Below are 21879 nucleotides of genomic sequence, written 5' to 3' on the forward strand. Positions count from 1 at the left end.
GGGCTTTATCGCCCGCGTTAATCGACGTTGTGAATGAGAGTTGTGCGACCCAAACCAGATATTCGTTCTAAGAGCGGCGAAATACCACATCCGGTCCTTTCGAGCACAAAGTTCGAACCGGCCTCAGTGCCGCCGTTCGCCGCCTCTCGAGTGCCGCTGCGCAGCGTTCCTAAACCGGTGATTCGGGCACGCATGTCGGATGTTTCGGTCCGGATGGCAGAAAATCCTGGTGATTTCGAAGTTGCCCAGAGGTTGTGCCGGGAATGGCTGGATTGGCACTGGCGCCACTACCCGAGCGACTGGCCGCGCGGGGCCGACAACCCGATGGACCCCATGAAATTCGAGGCGATTGTGCAGAAATTACCAACGCTCCATGAGCGACCGGGTGGCGGCATCATCATATGGTCGGTGGATGGGCAAGCCGTTGGGTGCGTGATGTATCGTGAAGCGGAAAAGGAAGCAGGCCTCGCTGAGTTCAATCGGATGTTCGTGAGCGAGGGTGGTCGGGGCCACGGGCTTGGGCGGCTGATGCTGGAGTACATGTTTGAGCAACTAAGAGCGGACGGCTACTGCATGATGCATTTTTCCTCTGCAAATCGGCTAACTCACGCCGCGATGTACGAAGCGGCCGGCTTCTCGGATATTCCGCATCCCACGGGTTTTCCCGACGAATGGCGAAAACGTGCCTATGTTATGGAGCGCACCCTCATTTAGCAGCTGCAGACCGGTCATTCGAAGCTGACCAGTCATCTGTGCGTTTCATCCGGATGTCCGCAAGGCCGCAAACCAACCGCTCATACCCATCCGCAGCATTTGTCACTCTGGGCTTGAAGCGGAACTGCTCAGGGTCGTCTGGTCTAATCTCGCGGCTTCGTCAGAGCCTACTGGCTGCCGCGATCGCGAGCACGAAGGAGCCGTTACCGACTTACAGTGGCATAACGCCGAAAAACTATTGACCCAAAGAAGTCTGTAACTGGATGCGTTTCTCTATGTTGCACCTTCTTGACAATGCTTCATGGAGGCGGTGGAAGACCATTTTCGAACCGGCCTTAAGTCAGCCTTCTCCTGGCGTCGATCTCTGACCACGCTTCGGTAAGGCAGACCTATTCGATCGCAACGCCAACGGCTTTGCTGATCTCCGTGTGCGCTCTGTCGGCGTCAGCCCGAAGGAAACTCTGGTCTGAGCTGATGATGAAGGTGGTCGATCCGGCACGTGCCTGAGCCGTGGCGTCCTCTGGACTTCCGGGCAGGATCGCCACGGGTCGTCCTGCTCGCCATGCGGCGGCGTGCACGCGCTCCGTGGCACGGCGCACGTGTTCGGGCGCCCCTTCTTGTCCTGCATAGGCCGCGCCGAGATCTCCACGCCCAATGAACACCCCATCGAGACCTTCGATCGCAAGAATTTCGTCTATATTCTCGACTGCCTCAGGATCCTCGATCATCGCGATGAGGGTCACGCGACTGTCCTCCGTCTCCATGTGATCCGCTTGGCTTTTGCGTCCGAAATCGCCCGCGCGTGTCGTGGGCGCGAAGCCGCGTTTGCCGGTGCGATAGCGTCCCGCGGCGACAATTGCACTGGCGCTCTCGGCATCGGTAACATGCGGCACGAGCACCCCATCGGCACCACAATCGAGAGCCGATAAAATCGCTTCAGGCGCGCCGGACTGGACTCTCACGATCGCGGCGATCCCAGTCGCGCGGCAGGCGAGAATGATCCGGTCGGTGGTTTCACGGTTGAAGGGCGCATGCTCCTCGTCCACGACGATGAAGTCATATCCGACGCTGCCCATGATTTCCGCGGGCATCGTAGCGGGGATCTTTAGGAAGGTTCCGAAGAGCACCTCCCTCGCAAGAAAGCGCTCTCTGAAAGTAAGCTGCGTGGTGGTCATTTCGATCTGCTTCCTCGTTCAGCTATCCGCAAGGCCAATGACCTGGGCAGCGTTCGTGGCCACCATCAGACGCACGTCAGCATCGGAATAGCCGAGCGCAAGGCAGGTCGCGATGCCGCGCCGCAGCCCTTCGAGCGGCGTGATCGTGCCGGTCTGGCCGAGATCGGAGCACAGGATTGTGCGCTCGGGGCCGACGCAGTCAATGAAGGCGCGCAACTCGTCTTCGGTGCGATTGCGGAACTTGGACCCCGCTGCAAAGAAAGCAAGGGAATGTTCTGCGAAGGCGCCCATATCGGTGATCTCTTTCACATCCTCGAAAGAGGCGCCGACAATGTCCTCCGGATGGGTGAAGATCAGCCGCTCGACTCCGCGCTTGCGTGCCTCGGCGAAGACGATCTTAGTTTCGGAGACGTGGATATGGCCGCTGGCCAGAGCCAGGCCGGAATCTGCGATCACGTCGAGAATATCGAGAAGTTCGGGCCGCAGCTTACCGTTCTCAAATAACGGCACTCCGGAGGCAGGGCGGATCTTCGACGTGGCGGCGGGATGAGACCAGCCCGCGGTCTTTTGCCATTCGAGGTGGTTCTCGGCGGCAAGCGTCGGCATCCAGACTATTCGGCCATCCATCGCGGCGGTATGCTCCACCGCGTAGGGGTTCAGGCCGCCCACGACGTTGTTCAGGACGATCCCGGAATAAACCTTGGTCTTCAGGTCTGGATGATGGTCGCGGATCATCCGTGCGCACATCACGCCCGAATAATCGTGGTCCTTGGTGACCACGGCTTTCAGACCTGCTTTGGAATAGACTTTCGCCAGATCGAGATGATCGATCGCGCGCGGGGCAATAGAGGGACCGCTGTGGACGTGCGGGTCAACGGCACCCTGCAGTATGTCGGTGATGCGGTCGGCTTCGATCCGTTCGATTTGTTCGATATCGATCATCGTTGTCTCCTGGAGGTCTTGTGACGCGTTGCCCGTCCCTCCGCCTTCAGGTGGGCGCAGGAGCGGACGATCTTCGTGCGGCCTGTGGCCGCTCAGGCGTATTCAGGGCGACGGGGGGTGAATACGTCGAGGTTCAGTACGGCCTCGTCGCCCACCACGACCGCGTGATGCATGACGTTGGGCGGCACCACCAACATCCCGCCCGGCCCCAGTCGCACGACGTCATCGCCAATGTGGAAATCGCACTGGCCCTCGATTATGTAGGCGATCTGCTCGTGCGGATGCTTGTGCGGCTTGGGTTCGTGATCGGGTTGCAAGCGATGCAGTGCGACCGTCGCGCCCTCGCCAGAAAACGCCTTTTGCTCAACGCCGGGGCGAATCTGTTTCCATTCCATGTCATTCCAGTTGATGTTGTGAATGCTCATCGCAGGTCCTCCAAATTGTCCTGTTCGTGGTAGGGGGGGAGCGCCGCGTCAGAGACTTTCGCGCGGCACGAACTGTTTCCAATGATCGTCAAGTTCGGGCATGTCCGCGAAGGCTTTGCGCGCATCCGCGGCACGCCCTATGAGGTCGTTCGCGGCCATACCCTTGTCTTTGCAATAGGTATCGAGGGTTTCGACGCTCTCGCGGATGACGTCAAAGCCGCGCAGCATGACTGCTGAGGCGAGCCCCGCAGCGGACGCACCTGCGAGCATCGCGCGGGCGACATCATGCCCGCCGGTAACCCCGTTGATCCCGATAAGGTCGGCCTTGCCGTTCAGCGTGGCCCGACACAACGCCAGCCAATGACAGGTGAGCGGCAGGTTCCAGAACCCACCGAACCCGCCCGACGTACCCAGCATCGGTTCTTGCGTGTCCAGATCGGGGAGCATGCCGAGCAAACGCCCGGCCACAATCGCCGCCTGTCCGCCCGCATCTGCTGCGGCCCGGGCAAGCTGTGGCACGTCGCTCGACTGTCCCGTCAATTTCACCCAGACCGGAATATCGAGCCGCTCGGTCATAGCACGCGTCAGCTCAGCCACGCGGTTGGCGGCGGTTTCGGTCGAGACCGCGCCCTTGGCCGCTTCTCGCGCATAGGGGGTGCCGATATTGAATTCGAGAACTGGCAGCCCCGCCTGCTGCACCTGCAACGCCATATCCAGGGCGTGATCGAGGTCGGCGAGGATCACGCTCGGGATCAGCAGGCAGTCATGATCGCGTGCGATCCGGTAATGCGAGATGCATTGATCGAGCCAGGCCTCGAAGCCAAGCGGATGCAGACCCGAGCGCGACAGGATCATCGTCGATGGATCAGCATCCGGTCCCCATGGCACCGGTCGCCATCTTGAATCGAGGGCGACGTATTCCGCTGCACGCAACTGCGCCTTCGCAGGCAGGCTTTCGTTCGTGGATTTCATCACGACCGCGCCGGCGCCAGCCTTGATCGCCGCTTTCAGGCCGCCATCGGCAATCATGTGTTCCGCGGGCGCTGCGATGACCGGATTCTTCAGGGTCAGATCGCCGATATGGGTCTCGAGGCGAGGCATGGCTCAGTCCACCAGGAGATCGGGAAGGAAAAGGACGAGGTCTGGAAAGACCGTGATGATCGCGAGCACGACGATTGCGAGCCCCACCATGGGCAGTGCATGCACGGAGATAGCTTCGATCGGGCGTTTGGTGACGCCGGACATCACATAGAGGCATAGGCCCACCGGCGGTGTCGCGAAGCCGATCAAGCAGTTGAAGACAACGACCACGCCCAGATGCACCGGGTCCAGTCCAAGCTGTTGCCCGATCGCCATCAGGGCGGGCACCGTCAGGATCAGAATGCCCACCGTGTCGAGGAACATCCCCAGCACCAGAAGGATCAGGTTCACCATGATCAGGATCACCCATTTATTGTCCGAAACGGTGGTCAGCGTATGCACGACAACTTGCGGCAACCGTTCAATAGAAAAGATCAGCGCAAGAACATGGGCAAAGGCGATAAGAAGGTAGATCGCGGCGCTCACCGTTGCGGTCGATAGAAAAACCTCGCGCAGCCGCGGCAGCGTGAGCGCGCGATACCAGAGCCCAGCGACCAGCAGAGCATAGATCACCGCGACCGCCGCAGCCTCGGTCGGGGTAACGACCCCCCCGCGGATGCCGCCGATAATGATGACTGGCAACAGCAGAACCGGGGCGCATTGTCCGAAGCTGCGCGCGATTTGCGACAAGTTCATTGCGGGCAGCTTGGGATAGCCACGCTTGCGCGCAATGAGCATCGCATAGGCAGACAGGATCACCGCGAGGATGATACCCGGGACAATTCCGGCAACGAAGAGCTTGGAGATCGAGGTGCCCGACAGCGCACCGTAAAGGATCATTGCGATCGAAGGCGGCACGAGCGGCGCCATTATCGAAGACACTCCGATCAAAGCGGCGGAATAGTCTTCTTGGTAGCCTTGGCGCTTGAGTTCCGGTGTCAACACAGTCCCGAGGGCCGCCGCATCCGCCGCAGCGGAGCCGCTTACACCGCCGAACAGAAAGCTGCCCCAGATCGCGGTTAATGAAAGCCCGCCGCGGAAACGGCCGACAAGCGAATTGGCGAAGCCCACCAGCCGTTGAGTAAGGCCGCCAACGTCCATCAGATTGCCTGCGAGGATGAAGAGCGGGATCGCGAGCAGGATGAAACTGTCCTGCCCAGCGAACATCCGCTGCGGCACCGCCAGCAGGAAGCGCAGATGATCAGTCGCAACGAAATAACCCAGCGAGGAGAGGCCGAGCACGAAGGCAATCGGTACACCCATCAGAAGCGTCGCGAAGAAGAAGATGCCAAGCCAGATCATTGTGCGTTCACCGAAGGGTCAAGTGTTGGGCGGCGGGCCTCGAACAGCAGCTCGACGAGGCTCGCGGCGACATGCAGGGCGATCAGCGCCGCGCTGACCGCGATCGAAATGTGCAGCCAGAACATCGTGATCGGGAGTGCGACGGCCGTTCCTTCACCCGTTCGCACGGCGAATTGCCAGCCATAGATCATCAGACAGATCATCGCCGCGAGGATCAGAAGTCGGCCCGCGATGCGGATCGCCACACCGATCGGGCGAGGCATAGCGTCGACGAGCAGGTTCATGCCGATCATCTCGCCGCGTGAATAGGCAAGTCCCACGCCAAGCGAAGAGATCCAGATCATTGTGTAGCGCAGAACTTCTTCCGACCACGACAAGGAGGCGCCGACTACGTAGCGGAAGAAGACTTGGAGCGCTGCTATGATGACGACTGCCACCATGCCGGTGATCAGCAAGGTTTCGAGGATCGTCACATAGATGCGCACGGGGCGCGACAGAAGCTGCGGCAGGTCACGGGCCATCATCTCGGATCTCCATTGAATGAGAGGTCGGGCCCCGCAGGGGATACCGGGGCCCGAAACACCGCAAAAGTCAGTGGCCGGCTTCGGCCGCCTTGACGAAATCGGCGATCAAAGGATCACGATCGGTGTATTTCTTAATCACCGGAGCCCAAGCTTCGTGCAGCTGGGATTTGAGCGTGTCGGAGGCTTCGGTGATCGTTACCCCCTCGTCAGCGAGCTTGGTCTTGAGTTCTTCATCATAGGCTTTGACCGCCATGACCTGCGGCTTGACGACCTCGCGCGCGGCATCGCGAAGGATCTTCTGCTGATCGGCGGTCAACCCGTCGAAGACATCCTTGTTGATCAGCATCATTCCCGGCCAGAAGTAGTGACCGGTCATGGTCACGTTCTTGGCGGCATCATAAAGCCCTTCAGACTGAATCGAGGTCAGGTTGATTTCCACAGCGTCGATTGTCCCGGTCTCGAGGCCGGAATATACCTCACCATAGGCCATCGGAGTGGGGTTTACGCCCACGGCCTTCCAGATGTCGAGGAACAACTCAGACGGCGCGACACGGGTCTTGAGGCCCTTGAAGTCGGAGAGGTCCTTGATCGGTTTCTCGGTACTCAGAAAGTTGCGTTGACCGCCCTCATAAAGTCCGAGCCCAATCATCCCATGCCCCTTCAACTCGTCCATGATCGCCTGCGCCTCGGGCGAGACGGCCATGCGGGCGAAATCATCGTAATCGCTCATAACGTACGGGAGCTGGAAGGCATCGACCGCTGGGTCGAGCGTCGAGAGCGCGGAAGAGGAATTGATCGTCATATCGAGCGTGCCCATCTGCACGCCTTCCATCAACTCTTTAACATCGCCCATCTGGCGTGCGGGGTAGATGTCGATCTTGATCTCGCCGTCGGATTTCTCATCAACGGCCTTGGCGAAGCGTTCGGCCGCGTCGTGAAACGGGTGCGTTTTGAAAACCGCGTGGCCAAGGGTGAGCGTTACCGGGTCCGCGAACGCGGAACTGGCAGTCAAGGCAAGGCCGGCAAGAAGGCCGCCGATCTTCGTGAAAGTTTTCATTTGATCCTCCCAAAAGTTCTCAATATAAGAACTGTAGTTCTCGATATGAGGCTTGCACTATCCTGTGGCCGTGTCAAGAACCCTTGGGGAGAGTTGTTTGATCGAGAGGCATTCATGAAGACGACGCGCGTGAAGACGTCCGATATGGCGCTGGCAATACTGGAAAAAGTCGCTTTCACAGACGTTGCACCAAGCCAGACTGAAATTGCCGAGGCGGTGGGCATCGTTAAGAGCGCCGCTCATAAGCACCTGAATACGCTTGAAGAAACCGGTTGGATCGCCCGCGACTCGGGCACCGGGCGCTACTATCTCGGCCCCAAAGCTTGGATTGTAGGACAGCGCGCAACGGCGATTCGCGATTTGGCAGAGACTGCACGAGAGAGAATGCGCGCCAAGCGTAACGAAACTGGGCTTGCCGTCGTTCTGAGCTCTGTCAATAAGCGCCGTCTGAGCGTCATTGCTGCGCTTCACGGAACCCATGCGATCGAGATCGGTGTCCGTCAGGGAAGCGAGCTTACTCTTCACGCGTCGGCGCAAGGCCAGGTTGCCCTCGCGTTCGGAGGGGCCGAGGTTGCCGAGGACTTGCTGGCCGGAGAGCTGGAACCATTGACGCCGAAGACCATCACCGATCCCGACCTATTGCGGGCCAGGCTCGCTGAGGTTCGAGCGTCCGGTTTCGCCTGTGCTCCAGAAGAAACCCTTTTAGGGGTAAACGTGGTGGCCGCTCCGGTCTTCGATCACAACGGCGCTCTTATCGCGACGGTAGCTCTGATCGGATCGATTCAGCATCTCACGAACCCGCCCGAGCAGGCTCACATCGACGCCATCCTTGAGTTGGCGCAGTCCATATCGGTGACCTGTGGGTATCAGGGTCGCTCCCCTACCGCCCTCTCTCCCCCGAGGTAGGCGTGAAGATGTTTTGTTGTTTCAATCGCCCGCGCGCGGATCAGCACAGCGAGAATAGCGTCCTAATGAAGGCAAGAGCCCCGCTGCGAGGTGCTCCGCCACGCCGAAGACGAAGTACAGGAACGCAATGACGGTGGTAACGAGAACGATGTCCATGAACATTTAATTGCTGGATTTTCAGGCGCCGGGAAACGGCGGCCGAATAATCAATGTAGTAAGCAGAAATTCGTTTCTAAAGCCGAGTGAGGCAAGCTTCTTCTCAACGAAAACGCATTTGCGAAAATGGCTTTCATGAAAAGCAGCCATTCGAAACCGATGCTGCGAAGTTCAGCTCGCTGCCCTGCCTGCTTCGGCGTAGTGAACGGCCCGAAGCTGACCTTCGAGGCCTCTCGAATGCCGCAGCGCAGCCTTCTTAAACCGGTCATTCGGGCAAGCATGTGGCATTACGAAGTCGCCGAGTGTCCACTGTGCGGACCGCTCCGACGTTCGCCTTATTTGCTCAGATTTTGCCGCGCCTACCCGACCACGTCCCTGAGCTTGAAATATGCAATCGTTGCGGCGACGTAGAGGCGGCGAAGTTCGTGGAACGGGATCGGTGCGATACGAGTCAGCGGGAGGGGCAGTGCCTCTCGGCGACCGGTATCGATATAGCTGCCAAGCCATTCTCCCATCTTGCTTTGCAGCGCCATGCCGCGCCCCTGACATCCGACCATGATGACGAGGCCAGGCTGGGGCTCATGGAGATGGGGAAGGCTGTCCTGCGTGATCGCTACGCGACCGCCCCATCGGTATTCGATCGGGTAGCCTTCCACATCTGGAAAGGTTCGGATGAGCATCCGCTCGACATGTGCGAAGTCCTCCGGCTTCGTCGGGTCGCCGAAGGTCCCGCGACCGCCCATGAGCAGGCGACCGTCCCGATCCTTGCGGAAGTATGCCAACAAGCGCCGAGTGTCCGAGGCGACGATTCCGCCTGGCATGATCTTGGCATCAAGATTGCTCGAAAGCGGTGCGGTAGCGACCTGGAAGCTGTTCGCGGCGATATAGCTACGCTCGAGCTTTGGCCAGATCTTTCGAGAATACGCGTTCGTGCAGACTGCGACCCGCGGTGCCGTCACGGTGGCGCCGGACGCCGTTCGCAGTTGCCATTTTCCTGACCGGGACGAGATGTCGGTCACCGGGCTCCGTGAGGCTATGCAGACGCCTTCGGTGAGTGCGCCGCGTGCCAGGCCGCGGGAGTAGCTCAGTGGTTGGACGCTGCCGGCCCTGCGATCTATCCAGCCACCGAATCCAGTGTCGGCTCCAAGCCGAGAATGCACCTCGTCGGCCGTTAGTTCATCGACGTCCGCCCCGTACTTCTTCCATTGCTGGCAGCGAGAAATTGCGATGCGTAATCCGGCTTCCGAATGCGCTGGCTGTACCCACCCTTGGCGCGTGTCGTCGCAGTCGATTCCGTAGCGGTCGATCAGCTCGAAAACCTTGCCAGCGGTTGCACCGAAAGCTTCGATAGCCGCGGCGCCAGCCTCGGGTCCGAACATCTCGATCATATCATCGGGGTCGTATTTAATGCCGGGGATGACCTGTCCGCCACTGCGACCGGAAGCTCCCCAGCCAACATCCTCTGCTTCCAGAAGGGTAACCGAGCGCCCTGCTCGCGCGAGATGGATTGCCGTCGAGAGGCCCGCGATGCCACCGCCGATTACTGCGACGTCTGCGGTCGTGTCGCCTTCGAGCGGATAAGTTTCCGGTGCAGGGGCCGCAGTCGCTTCCCACAATGATGTCATGCCATCGGACATTCCCGCCGTCCTTATCTGTTCAATACGCGCCTCAGGAAATCCTGGGTGCGATTGTGTGTCGGATTGGTAAGCACTTGCTCGGCCGGACCGTCCTCGACAATCAGGCCCTGGTCCATGAAAAGGACCCGGTCGCTGACTTCTTTCGCGAAAGCCATTTCGTGTGTGACGACCAGCATGGTCATGCCCTCGTCGGCCAGGTCGCGCATCGCCCCGAGCACCTCTCCGACAAGTTCCGGATCGAGCGCGGACGTGGGTTCGTCGAACAGGATCGCCTCGGGATTCATCGCCAGGGCTCTCGCGATCGCCACGCGCTGTTGTTGCCCGCCAGACAGAGCGCCGGGATAGACATCTGGTTTCTCGCCGAGACCCATCCGGTTAAGCAGCTCGCGGCCACGCTCCTCAGCTTCCTTACGCGGCATGCCCTTTACGTAGATCGGCCCTTCGATCACGTTCTCAAGTGCGGTCCGGTGAGGGAAAAGATTGAATTTCTGGAAGACCATCGTGACCGAGGTGCGAATGTCGCGGATCCGCGGGGACTTCCGATCGACTTTCTCACCGTTGACGGTGATCGAACCCGCCTCGTAGCTCTCGAGCCCATTGACGCAGCGTAGTAGCGTCGACTTTCCGGATCCGGAGGCCCCGATAAGGCAGACGACCTCTCCTTTTTGAACTTCGCAGTCGATGCCCTTTAGGACTTCGAGCGCTCCAAATTTCTTGTGGACTTCGTCGAGGCGTATCATCGGGGACCGAACCTCCGTTCCAGGTAAGATGCAAGGGCGATCAGCGGAATGCTGAGGGCGAGGTAGAGTAGCGCAACCAGCGTGTAGACGGTCATGTTGTCGAAGGTGGAAGCCGCGATGAGCTTGCCCTTCATCGTCAGGTCGGCCACCGTGATCACCGAGGCTTGGCTGGTGTCCTTCAGGAGCATGATCATCGTATTGCCGTAGGGCGGCAGTACGGTGCGCACCGCTTGCGGCAGGATCACTCGTCGCATCATAAGCGACCACTTCATGCCAATCGTCTGTGCGGCTTCTATCTGACCTTTGTCGATCGCCTCCAACCCCGCACGGAAGTTCTCGGCCATGTAGCAGGAGTAGGCGATCCCGAGGCCGAGCGTGCCGGCCTGGAACGCAGTCAGGTCAATGCCGAAATCGGGAAGGACGAAGTAGATGTAGAAAAGCTGGACGAGGATCGGAATACCACGGACGCCGTTGACGATACCCTTCGAGATCATCACCAGAGGCCAGAGTCCCGAATAGCGCATCAGTGCCCATATCAGCCCGAGCAGTGTGGACAGTATCAATGCGCAGATCGTAAGTGAAATAGTGATCACCGCGCCCTGTAGAAGGATCGGCAGATATCCTGCCGACTTGTCCAGAAATTCTGTCATGTCGTTCGTCCTTCCGACGGGCGGCGTTACAGCAGGCCCCACTTCTTCGCGAGGTCGTCGATCGTGCCGTTCTTCTTGAGTTTGGCGAGGGCATCGTTGATTCGCTGCATCAACTCGTCGTCGTCCTTGCGGACGCCGATGGCGATATCGCCTGCATACTGGCTGTCGTAATTGGCCAACTTGATGCCGTCATAGCGGTCCTGTGACAACTGATAGGAGATGATCGGGCGATCGCCCATGCCTGCCGCGATACGACCGCGTTGCACCTCGGCGAGGATATCGGCGAGCGAGTCGTAAACGCGAAGTTCGCCGAAGTTGCCGGCCTTTTGGAGTCTTTCGAGATAGACGGTGCCCTGCTGGACACCCACCACCTTGCCTTTCAGCTCGCTGAAATCGGCGCTGATGCCGCCCTCGAAGTCGTCACTTACCACCCAGCCTTCGCCATAGGGCAAGATTGGATCGGAGAAGCTGATCGCCTTCTTCCGAGACTCGGTGATTAGCATTGCTGCCGAGATGATATCGATTCGCCCAGAAGTAAGTGCGGGAATGAGCGAGGAGAAGTCGACGGCCTCCACCTGAGGATCAAATCCGGCCTCCTCGCCGACCGCGTTGATCAGGTCCACCATCATGCCCTGTACCTCGTTCGATTCAACGTTGAGGAAGGTGAACGGGACGCCTGTGGCGGTCGATCCCACTTTAAGAGTCTCCGCGGACAAGAGCGTTGGAGCCGCGGCCAACGCGAGCATTGTCGCGCCGATCAGCGTGTTCTTGATTGTCATAAGTAGTCCTCCTTGTTGGTATTTTATGCGTTCGGTCGGCCAGAAGAGACCGCCCGGGCCGTGTGGATCAGCTGAGCCGAAAGCTCGGAGCTGAGTTTTTCGATTGTCCAGCGGCTTGTTGGGCCTGAGATGTTGATCGCGCCGATAACTTTGCCGTTGGACCCGAAAACCGGGGCGGCGATCGCGAGGTCGCCTACGTAATATTCTTCCTCCGCAATCGCGAAGCCGCGGTGGCGCGCAACTGCGATCTGCTCCATCACCGCCTGTTTGTCGGTGATCGTCTTTGCCGTGTACGGCATTGCCTTCGAACCCGAGATCAGGTCTTCCGCCTGTTTTGTGTCGAGCCTGGAGAGGTAAGCGCGCCCTGATGCTGTGCAGAACATCGGAATGCGAGTTCCGAGCGCCATGTGGATGAATGTCCGCTGGTTCGCCACGAACCGCGCGACGAACACCATGTCGGTGCCATCGGGAACCGATAGGTTCACTGATTCCGAGCAATTTCGGTTCAATTCCGCGAGGTGGGGATTGGCGCGCTCGATGAGCGGGTTCATCGAAAGATAGGAGGCGCCAAGTTCGAGTGTTCTTGGAGTGAGAACCCACCGTCGGCTCTCGTCCCGGGACAGGTATCCAAGTTGCTCAAGCGTATAAGTGAAACGTTGCGCCGCGCTTTTGGTGATACCCGCCAGATTTGCAAGCTCGGTCAGGCTCAGCGAGGCGTGGCCCTTGAAGGCTCGCAGTACCGCGAAGGCTTTCTCGACCGCTTCCACATACTGCCTCGATCTCTTTTCAGACATAAATATCGCTCTGCAATACAATATAGCGCATAGCAATAGATTGAATTACATTCAGGCGATGGGTCAAGCCCAGATCGCTCCGAACCGAAGACGGCCCACAAATCTCCACAAACCTATTCGGGAGCAGGGAGCAGGGAGCAGGGAGCAGGGAGCAGGGAGCAGCTTTCTGGAGCTTGCAGAGATGATCCAAGGATGATTTCACTCGTACCGAGTGATCCGCCCATACCAAACCGACATATGGGCTGAGAAAGGATGCAAAGGGTCCGATGCCGCGCAGCGTAGGTGAATTTGACGACGGCAGCTCATCGGATTTCTTTGCCAAGAGCAGCTCGCTGTATCTACGAAATTGCGCCGTTTTACGGTTGAGAGCCTGGGCTTGAAGCGGTCATGCGGCGACGCGGCAAGCCTGTCTTGAGACCCGCCCAGCCGTAACAGCGCGCTCGGCCCAGAGCTAACCTTCGTTCCAAGCGCCGTGAATGATGGGTCTCAGCCCTATCCTGCCGGTCGCGGCGCCGCGCTCGTAGAGTCCGGAGAAGACAATCACGGCAAGCGGACTTGCCGTGCCGCAGCGAAGCCCAAGCAACGGGCTCATCTTGGGGGACCGGACTTCAATTTTGGGTTCGAATATTAGGTCACGAATCCCCCTCGTGCAGGACAGTTGTGGAGACTCTCTCCACATGCGAAGACTGTTCCCAAAAGGCCAAGAGCAGACAGATGAACCCGATTACACAACAAGAGATCAATAAGGCCGCCTGGGGCGCCTGTGACACATTCCGCGGCGTGGTCGATCCCTCGATCTACAAGGACTACGTCCTGACCATGCTATTCCTGAAATACGTCTCGGACGTCTGGAAGGACCACCGCACGCGCTACGAAGCCGAGTATCCGGACGCACCCGAGCTGGTCGACGCCATGATGCAGGAGGAGGCCTTCGTCCTCCCCGAGGGAGCCGCGTTCGATGCCCTGCACAAGCGCCGCTTCGAGGCGGGTAACGGTGAGCGTATCGACAAGGCGCTGCATGCCGTCGAAGAGGCCAATGGCGCCAAGCTCAAGGATGTCTTCCAAGACATCAGCTTCAACTCGAACAAGCTGGGCGACGAGGAGCAGAAGAACGACATCCTGCGTCACCTGCTCGAAGACTTCGCCAAGTCCGCACTCGATCTGCGTCCGTCCCGCGTCGGCGCGCTCGACATTATCGGCGGCGCCTATGAATATCTGATCTCTCGCTTCGCCGCCTCGGCTGGCAAGAAGGCCGGTGAATTCTACACCCCTGCCGAGGTCTCCGAACTCATGGCCCGCATCGTCGATCCGCAGGAGGGCGATGACATCTGCGACCCGACCTGTGGCTCAGCCTCGCTGCTCATGAAATGCGGGCGCCTTGTGCGTGAACGCAGCGGCACCCGCCGCTATGCCCTCTTCGGGCAAGAGGCCATCGGCTCCACCTGGGCGCTGGCCAAGATGAACCTCTTCCTGCATGGCGAAGAGAACCATCAGGTTGAATGGGGCGATACGATCCGAAACCCCAAGCTGCGCACCTCGGACGACATGCTGCGCCACTTCGATATCGTGATCGCCAACCCACCTTTCAGCCTTGAGAAATGGGGTGTGGAGACAGCCGAGAACGACAAGTTTGTCCGCTTCCGCCGGGGCATTCCGCCCAAGACCAAGGGCGACTATGCCTTCATCCTGCACATGATCGAGACACTGAAACCCGGCAGTGGGCGCATGGCCATTGTCGTGCCCCATGGCGTGCTGTTCCGCGGCTCGACCGAAGGCAAGATCCGCCAGAAGCTGATTGAGGAGAACCTGCTGGATGCCGTGATCGGCCTGCCGGAAAAGCTGTTCTTCGGCACCGGTATTCCCGCGGCTGTCTTGATCTTCCGCAAGCGCAAGGCGGATGACAGCGTGCTGTTCATCGACGCCAGCCGTGAGTTCGTGGCGGGCACCAACCAGAACGTGCTGAGCGAAGAAAACCTCGTGAAGATCGAGCAGACCTTCCGCGCCCGCGAGACGGTGGACAAATACGCCTATCGCGCGACCAAGGCCGAGATCGTCGAGAACGACTTCAACCTGAATATCCCGCGTTACGTCGACACCTTCGAGGAAGAAGCCGAGATTGATCTGATGGCCGTGCGGGCCGAGCGGACGCGGCTAAAGGACGATCTGGCCGAGTTGGAAACCCGGATGGAAGGGTATCTGCAGGAGCTGGGTTATGGAGCTTGACGGATGGGAGAAAACTCGACTTGATGAGCACATTACCATTAAGCATGGTTTTGCCTTCTCCTCAGAATATTTCGATCCCAATGGTGAAGATATCGTTCTAACGCCGGGAAACTTCTATGAAGAAGGTGGTTTTCGTCCGCTCGGAGAAAAGCAGAAGCGGTATAATGGTCCAATCCCAAAAGACTACATTTTAAGCTCGGGCGACATGCTCGTCGCAATGACTGAACAGGCCCCAGGACTGCTCGGCTCGACTTTGTTCGTGCCTTCCGTAGGTCGCTACCTGCACAATCAACGTCTGGGGCTTATCCAAAAGCTCGAAGGCTCGAGAATCAATCTGAACTTTCTTCACCTTCTTCTCGGAATGCCCAGCATTAGACGACGCATCTCGGCAGAGTCTGGTGGCACAAAGGTAAAGCACACGAGCCCTTCGAAAATTACTGGCTTGGATGTGCTTCTCCCCCCACTGCCCGAGCAAAAGAAGATCGCGGAGATCCTGTCGACATGGGACCGGGCCATCGAGACGGCCGAGGCGCTGCTGGCCACCGCCCGCACCCAGAAACGCGCCCTCATGCAAACCCTCCTCACCGGCAAACGCCGCTTCCCCGAGTTCGAGGGCCAAGAGTGGCGCGAGGTGCGACTGGGGCATGTGGGTGTCGTTTCTTCGGCTGGGGTCGATAAAAAGACGGATCCGAAACAGCCCGAAGTGCGACTTCTGAATTTCTTGGATGTCTTCCGCCGAGAGTTCATTTTCGACAGTGAACTTGACCATGTTGTGACCGCACCTCCCGCCAAAGTCGAGCAATGCAATGTCAGCCGCGGAGATGTCTTCTTTACTCCGTCGTCGGAAACTCGCGACGAAATAGCCATTCCGGCGGTCGCCGCCGAAGACATGCCGGGCGTCTGCTATAGCTACCACGTCGTTCGCTATCGTCTCAAGGAAGACTGGGACTTGAACTTCCGAGCCTTCGTGTTCCAGACAGACGATTTCCGGCGTCAAGCTTACCGTCTCGGTGACGGAAGCGGTCAGCGATACGTCATTTCGCAGAATAACTTTCGCCAGATGCTCGTTCGAGTGCCCGGCTTGGCCGAGCAGAAGAAGATCGGTGCGGTTCTTAAGGCTGCGAGCGATGAGGTCGAGCGTTTGGAGAAGGGCATCGAAAAACTCCGCACCGAGAAAAAAGCCCTGATGCAGCAACTCCTGACCGGCAAACGACGGGTGCGAGTTTAGTATGTCGCATGAAGTAGCAGCGCCTCCGATTATCGACTTTTCTGAAGCTTTGCGCGGCGCGAGCTCCATCAGGCGTGGCTTCATCAAATGCCGGCTCGTCCATATGCAGGATCGCTCTTTTGTGTTGCCGGATATACTTCTTTCGAGTGAGTTGAAGGGCGAATATTACTCGCCGAAATTTTTCACTCCGAACCAGATTGCATTCTTTGGGGATGACGGCTCTGCAGATTTCTGTCGCCTTACACTTGAAATGCTAAACGGTAAGAACGTCGAGGTCGCCTTCTTTCGACGCGATGTAGTTAAGGCGTGTTCTGATGGCGCCTTCATTTACAAGTGCGCCTTCTCTTCAAGCGCCCCGAAAGGGCTGCCCACTCCCTGCGGTAAATGGCGGCGAAGAGATAAGTCTTTTGAAATATTGGCCTATCACCACACTAACGGCAGTGCAGAAAGTGGCATCAAGGCCAGTAAAGAGCTCTGGTCATCACCTTGGAACATCCAAGGCAGCAAGAAGCTTGAAAATATCGGCTATTGCTACTTCACGAGCATACCGGCAATCAGGTCTGAGTTGCACCTTCGAGAAGTCGCCATGTCTCAGATGGGCACAGCTCACTTTCTGCCTACGAATGCTCCTTACAGCGCAGAGTTCGCATCAGCACTTGCTGTTCCTAAGCGGACTCCCAAAGACATGGATCGCAGCTTAGGGTTCTGGGTTGATCTTGAAACAGTATCGCCCAGCCATATTTGGCTTCACCGCCCATGGAGCGCGCCTGCATACTACGAAATTGTTCTGCCCCGGGTTTTTCGGCTGGGGGTGAACCCAGGCTACCACCTCCCACTGGATGGCAACCGTATTTCGATAGACCCTGCGCAAGCAAAAGTGTTGAAATATGTTGTCGTAGGCGATGCTTCTTCCCCCGAAGGCCTCGCAGCCCCTTATAATGAAGAAAACACGCTGCTTCTCGCGAAAATTGACGATATTTCAAACGGTTCGGAGATTATCTCCCGCTGGAAGGAGAAACAAAACAGCCATCTTTTCCCATCGATGAGTGTAGAGATGGCAAGAATGATCGAAAATAGTTCCTGATATGCATTCGATGACTCCAAATACCCGCGAAGAAGCCACAGCCAAGCTGCCCGCGCTGCATGTGCTGATGGCAATGGGCTACACCTATGTCAGCCCGGGCGAGGCGCTGACGATGCGCGGGGCTGGCGCGGGTGTGCTTTTAGAAAGCGTGTTGCGGGGGCGCCTGAAGCGGTATCGGTTCGATCATCGGGGCAAATCCTGTGCACTCTCCCCCGGCGGCATCGATGAGGTCGTGCGGACCTTGAGCTCGACCGGCCTGACCGAAGGGCTGATCCCGGCGAACAAGGCGCTGACGTCGCATATCACCAAGGGGATCACCGTCACCGAGTTTGTCGATGGCGAGAAGACCAGCAAGACCATCCCGCTGATCGACTGGACCGATGTTGGGGCCAATGAGTTCCACGTGGTCGACGAGTTCAGCGTGCAGCGCCCCGGCGGGCTTGGCAGCTACCGGCCCGACATCGTGGTCTTCGTCAACGGCATTCCGCTGGCCATCATCGAGGCGAAGCGCCCGGTTTCCACGACGCGTGACAAGGCGATGGTCGAAGAAGGCATCAGCCAACACCTGCGCAACCAGCAGGGAGACGGCATCCAGGACCTCTATGCCTATTCGCAGCTGCTTCTGTCGATTTCCGGCTCGGAGGGGCTTTATGCGACCACTGGCACCAAGAAGAAGTTCTGGTCGATCTGGCGCGAGGAAGAGCTGTCCGAGGCTGAGCTTTCGGCTATCCGCAATACTCAGCTGACGCCTGAGCAAGTAGACAGCCTCTTTGCCGAGCGCCCGGGCTATGCCTTCGCAGACTACACACGCCTGCACGCAGCGCCTGTTGCTGTTACAGAGCAAGACAGGCTTATCATTGGGCTTCTGCGCCCCGACAGGCTACTGGATTTCACACGGCGCTTTATGTTCTTCGACAAGAAGCTTGGCAAGATCGTCGCCCGCTATCAGCAGGTTCGCGGCGCGAAGGCAATCATCGAGCAGGTGTCCAAAAAGAAACCGGACGGAAGCCGCGAAGGCGGTGTGATCTGGCACACGACCGGGTCAGGCAAGTCGAACCTGATGGTGTTCCTGACCAAAGCGCTGCTTGTTGAGCCGGAGTTGGCCGGCGCAAGGGTGATCGTCGTGACCGATCGCGTCGATCTGGAAAAACAGCTGGCGGGCACCTTCCTGACCGGTGGCGCCTTTGGCTCCGAGGTGGCAACCAAGAAAGACGGCGAGAAAGCGAAGGTTCAGTCAGGGAAAGAGCTGGCTGTTCGGATCGGCAGTGGCAGCGAGCGGATCATCTTCACGCTTCTGCAGAAGTTCAACTCGGCGACCAAGCTTCCTGAGTGCCGCAACCCCTCGGACCAACTCATTGTGCTTGTGGATGAAGGGCACCGCAGCCAAGGCGGAGAAAACCACGAGAGGATGCGCAAGGCGCTGCCCAATGCAGCTTTCATAGCCTTCACGGGCACGCCCCTTCTGAAGGACGACAAGACCCGAAACAAGTTTGGGCCTATCCTGCACGCTTACACCATGCAGCGCGCTGTTGAAGATGGGGCTGTGACGCCGCTGGTCTACGAGGAACGGCAACCAGTCGTCGATATCAATGAGGCTGCAATCGACGCCTGGTTCGACAGGATCACCAAAGGCCTCACCGACAGCCAGAAGTCGGACCTTAAAAAGAAGTTCTCTACCCGTGGTAGCATCTACCGAGCCGCCAACCGGATCGACCTGATTGCGTGGGATATCGCCGAGCATTTCAGCGAGAATTTCAAGAAACTCGATCTTGGGCTGAAAGCCCAACTCGCGACAGACTCAAAACTGTCCGCAATCCGATACAAGGCGGCACTTGATGCGACCAATTTGGTGACCAGTGCCGTCGTCATCTCCGCACCTGACACGCGCGAGGGCCATGAAGACACTGATGAGACCAAGACACCGGAAGTGCAGGCTTGGTGGAAGGACAATGTCGGCAAGGATCCCAAGTCCTACGAAGACGGCATAATCGAGGATTTCAGCACAGATGGAGATCCGGACATACTGATTGTCGTCGACAAGCTGCTGACCGGCTTCGACGAACCGCGAAACGCGGTGCTCTACATCGATAAACATCTCAAGAGCCATAATCTTTTGCAGGCGATTGCTCGCGTCAACCGCTTGCACGAGGCGAAAAAGTTCGGCCTGCTGGTCGATTATCGCGGTATCCTTGCCGAGCTCGACACCTCCATCCAGGACTATCAGGATCTGGCCGCACAGACGCAGAGCGGCTACGACATTGAGGATCTTGCCGGAACGGTGGCCAACATGGCCACCGAATATAAACGCCTACCTTCGCTTCACGACGGGGTCTGGGCCATCTTTAAGGCGGTGAAGAACAAGCACGACTGGGAGCAATACCGTCAGCTCTTGACCCCACGCCTGTCCGATGACGGCACCGGTCACATGGTCGACGACAACCAGAAGATCCGAGAGGATTTCTATGAGGCGTTGACCGAATTCGGGATGTGTCTCCAGCTTGCCCTGTCCTCTCGCGCATTCTTCGATGATGGCGCGTTCGATGAAGCCCAGATACGGACCTACAAGCGTGATCTAAAGTTCTTCACCGAGCTGCGAACACAGGCGAAGCGGGACGCCCAAGAAACTGTCGACTTCTCCGCATACGAACAGCAGATCCGCAAAATGGTCGACACGCAAGTGATCGGTCAGGATATCAAAGACCCGCCCGGCGTTCTTCAGGTCGGCACGCTTGGAGAAGACGACCCTGAGAGCTGGTCTGATGAGAAGACACGCACCGAAGCCGACCTCATCAAGACCCGGATCCGGAAAACTATCGAGCAGGACCTGATCGATGACCCTTATGCCAAGCGAGTTTTCTCGGAGCTCCTCAGAGACGCCATTCGGCAAGCAGAGGCATTGTTCGATCACCCCGATAAGCAATACGTGCTGTTCAAGGACCTTCAGGAGCAAGTCGACCAACGCAAAACACCTGGTGTCCCGGATCGTTTTGACGGACATCCCAAAGCTCAGTCCTACTTTGGCGTGCTGAGGGTCGAGACAGAGGGTTCCGAGGCCGAACTCACCGAGGAACGCATGGTCGAAGAGGCGTTTCACATCGACGAGACCGTGGAGAACGCAGTCAAGACACACTCGATCAACCCCGGCAACATCGAAGGCGAGATCCGGAAGCAACTTTTGCCCCACTATTTCAAGGTGCTCGGCGGCCTCGACGCGGCCAAGTCGCTCATAGACGAAATCGTGGCAATCGTCCGTGCGGGACGGACCAAGGGTGTCCAATGACCGTCGATCCGGTTCTGACCTATGGCGGAGAGACCCTCTCCTATCGGGTGCAGACCGATGGCTCTCGGACGACGAAGATCGCTATCCACGTCGAGCCAGACGGAGAAGTCATCGTTGATGCGCCAGACGGTGCCGACCCCGCAGAGATCCGCAGAGCGGTGCACAAGCGTGCTCGCTGGATCTTTACGCAGGTCGAGAAGACAAGAGAGCGTTTCAGGCATGTGCGGGACAAGGAGTATGTGTCCGGCGAGGAGGTACTGTATCTGGGCCGCCGATACGTCCTGAAAGTCATCAAGGGCGACACGCACCGTGGCGCGGTTAAGCTAAAAGGAAATCGCCTTGAAGTTCCCAGCCGATCGGGCTCGCCTGAAAGCGTCAGTGCAGGCGTCTGGGCATGGTATCGTGTGAAGGCACGAGACTACTTTGATCGGCGGCTTGCCGAATGGGAACAGAAGCTACCTTGGGTAAGCAGCCGCCCACCGTTTCGCCTGCAAGAAATGGAGAAGCGCTGGGGAAGCTGCACGGCCGATGGGACCATTATTCTAAATCCCCACCTGATCAAGGCACCGCGAGAGTGCATAGACTACGTCATTCTGCACGAATTGGCGCATCTCCGGCATCACAACCACAGCCCAGAGTTCTGGAAGACCATCAGCTTTGCCGACCCAGACTGGCAACGAAAGAAGGCGCTACTGGACGGCGCCGCTGAACAGCTCACTGCCAAGTAGCATCCTGACCGGTCTGGGGAGCGACCGCTCGACCTTGGTGTAGGGCGGCGCGAAGCATTGCACGCCAAACATTGATTTTCTTCGAAGAAATCAGCGCTCGGCGCCCATAAGTTTGCGCAATATTCGCGCAATAGTTTGCGCGCTTTTCCTATAACGTTGCGCTTGCAAAATCAGCGCTCAGTAGAGATTTCTCTCAAAAAAACTTTAGCGGATTTCCGTTTCTCGAGAAAGAAAAATGAACCCATATTGTCCAATTTTCCATTCCGGTCGTTAGGCGCTCACCAGTGCGGGGAGCGGTCATTCGCAGCGCAGGGATCAAGGCCCGCAATGTGCAGAAAGAAAGCTTCTGCATAGCCAGGGCCGTCAGCAATAGGGTAGGGGTGCGGCCGGTCCCTGGCTGTCATTATTTCTTTTGGATTCAGTCAAGCCGTGGCATAAAATACCGCAATGGAATA

19 protein-coding genes are annotated in these 21879 nt (G+C 58.3%); 7 read left to right on the forward strand and 12 right to left on the reverse strand.

Features of this window, described 5'->3' with window-relative positions; translation table 11 throughout:
- Positions 1-192 precede the first annotated feature (192 nt).
- A complete protein-coding gene (locus B6V74_RS14715) occupies positions 193-714 on the forward strand; it encodes a GNAT family N-acetyltransferase (RefSeq protein ID WP_168184232.1) in 522 nt (173 codons plus the stop codon).
- 389 nt (positions 715-1103) lie between these two features.
- Here the strand turns inward: B6V74_RS14715 and B6V74_RS14720 are convergent, their stop codons facing one another.
- The 7 genes from B6V74_RS14720 to B6V74_RS14750 form a co-directional block, all read right to left on the reverse strand.
- Positions 1104-1889, reverse strand: a complete 786-nt coding sequence (locus B6V74_RS14720) for an aldolase/citrate lyase family protein (RefSeq protein ID WP_088723213.1) — start codon at positions 1887-1889, stop codon at positions 1104-1106.
- Between the two features lie 18 nt (positions 1890-1907).
- Positions 1908-2831, reverse strand: coding sequence for a DUF6282 family protein (locus tag B6V74_RS14725; RefSeq protein ID WP_088723214.1), 924 nt, complete (start codon positions 2829-2831; stop codon positions 1908-1910).
- Positions 2832-2923: 92 nt separating this feature from the next.
- Entirely contained in the window at positions 2924-3256 is a 333-nt protein-coding gene (locus tag B6V74_RS14730) for a cupin domain-containing protein (protein ID WP_088723215.1), read from the reverse strand.
- A 48-nt stretch (positions 3257-3304) separates the two neighbouring features.
- A complete protein-coding gene (locus B6V74_RS14735) occupies positions 3305-4357 on the reverse strand; it encodes a hypothetical protein (protein ID WP_088723216.1) in 1053 nt (350 codons plus the stop codon).
- A 3-nt stretch (positions 4358-4360) separates the two neighbouring features.
- Positions 4361-5638 (reverse strand): TRAP transporter large permease, encoded by a 1278-nt coding sequence (locus B6V74_RS14740; RefSeq protein ID WP_088723217.1) that lies wholly within the window; start codon positions 5636-5638, stop codon positions 4361-4363.
- On the reverse strand, positions 5635-6162 hold the full coding sequence (locus B6V74_RS14745; RefSeq protein WP_088723218.1) for a TRAP transporter small permease: 528 nt from the start codon (positions 6160-6162) through the stop codon (positions 5635-5637). Before B6V74_RS14745 ends, B6V74_RS14740 begins: the two co-directional genes overlap by 4 nt.
- A gap of 67 nt (positions 6163-6229) precedes the next feature.
- Positions 6230-7219 (reverse strand): TRAP transporter substrate-binding protein, encoded by a 990-nt coding sequence (locus B6V74_RS14750; protein ID WP_088723219.1) that lies wholly within the window; start codon positions 7217-7219, stop codon positions 6230-6232.
- A gap of 114 nt (positions 7220-7333) precedes the next feature.
- On the opposite strand from B6V74_RS14750, the gene B6V74_RS14755 reads away from it, so the two are divergent.
- Entirely contained in the window at positions 7334-8125 is a 792-nt protein-coding gene (locus B6V74_RS14755) for an IclR family transcriptional regulator (RefSeq protein WP_168184233.1), read from the forward strand.
- 515 nt (positions 8126-8640) lie between these two features.
- On the opposite strand, the gene B6V74_RS14760 is transcribed toward B6V74_RS14755, so the two are convergent.
- The 5 genes from B6V74_RS14760 to B6V74_RS14780 are packed head-to-tail and all read right to left on the reverse strand — an operon-like array spanning position 8641 to position 12881.
- Positions 8641-9918: an FAD-binding oxidoreductase gene (locus tag B6V74_RS14760; RefSeq protein WP_088723221.1), complete on the reverse strand. Its 1278-nt coding sequence runs from the start codon at positions 9916-9918 to the stop codon at positions 8641-8643.
- 11 nt (positions 9919-9929) lie between these two features.
- On the reverse strand, positions 9930-10658 hold the full coding sequence (locus B6V74_RS14765) for an amino acid ABC transporter ATP-binding protein (RefSeq protein WP_088723222.1): 729 nt from the start codon (positions 10656-10658) through the stop codon (positions 9930-9932).
- Entirely contained in the window at positions 10655-11308 is a 654-nt protein-coding gene (locus B6V74_RS14770) for an amino acid ABC transporter permease (protein WP_088723223.1), read from the reverse strand. The genes B6V74_RS14765 and B6V74_RS14770 overlap by 4 nt, the downstream gene beginning before the upstream one ends.
- Positions 11309-11334: 26 nt before the next feature.
- Positions 11335-12087: an ABC transporter substrate-binding protein gene (locus B6V74_RS14775; RefSeq protein ID WP_088723224.1), complete on the reverse strand. Its 753-nt coding sequence runs from the start codon at positions 12085-12087 to the stop codon at positions 11335-11337.
- A 23-nt stretch (positions 12088-12110) separates the two neighbouring features.
- Positions 12111-12881 carry an IclR family transcriptional regulator gene (locus B6V74_RS14780; protein WP_088723225.1) on the reverse strand — a complete coding sequence of 257 codons (771 nt, stop codon included), beginning with the start codon at positions 12879-12881 and terminating at the stop codon, positions 12111-12113.
- A 714-nt stretch (positions 12882-13595) separates the two neighbouring features.
- On the opposite strand from B6V74_RS14780, the gene B6V74_RS14785 reads away from it, so the two are divergent.
- Genes B6V74_RS14785 through B6V74_RS14800 form a run of 5 tightly spaced genes read left to right on the forward strand, consistent with a single transcriptional unit; the run spans position 13596 to position 21424 of the window.
- On the forward strand, positions 13596-15104 hold the full coding sequence (locus B6V74_RS14785; protein ID WP_088723226.1) for a type I restriction-modification system subunit M: 1509 nt from the start codon (positions 13596-13598) through the stop codon (positions 15102-15104).
- Positions 15094-16332, forward strand: a complete 1239-nt coding sequence (locus B6V74_RS14790) for a restriction endonuclease subunit S (protein WP_088723227.1) — start codon at positions 15094-15096, stop codon at positions 16330-16332. Before B6V74_RS14785 ends, B6V74_RS14790 begins: the two co-directional genes overlap by 11 nt.
- A gap of 1 nt (position 16333) precedes the next feature.
- Positions 16334-17416 (forward strand): hypothetical protein, encoded by a 1083-nt coding sequence (locus tag B6V74_RS18805; protein WP_146694563.1) that lies wholly within the window; start codon positions 16334-16336, stop codon positions 17414-17416.
- Between the two features lies 1 nt (position 17417).
- Complete coding sequence (locus B6V74_RS14795) at positions 17418-20696, forward strand: HsdR family type I site-specific deoxyribonuclease (protein ID WP_088723228.1); 3279 nt, start codon at positions 17418-17420, stop codon at positions 20694-20696.
- Entirely contained in the window at positions 20693-21424 is a 732-nt protein-coding gene (locus B6V74_RS14800) for a SprT family zinc-dependent metalloprotease (protein WP_088723229.1), read from the forward strand. Before B6V74_RS14795 ends, B6V74_RS14800 begins: the two co-directional genes overlap by 4 nt.
- Positions 21425-21879: the final 455 nt, after the last annotated feature.

Origin of the sequence: Thioclava sp. F42-5 (genome assembly GCF_002213195.1) — a bacterium.
GTDB lineage: Bacteria > Pseudomonadota > Alphaproteobacteria > Rhodobacterales > Rhodobacteraceae > Thioclava > Thioclava nitratireducens.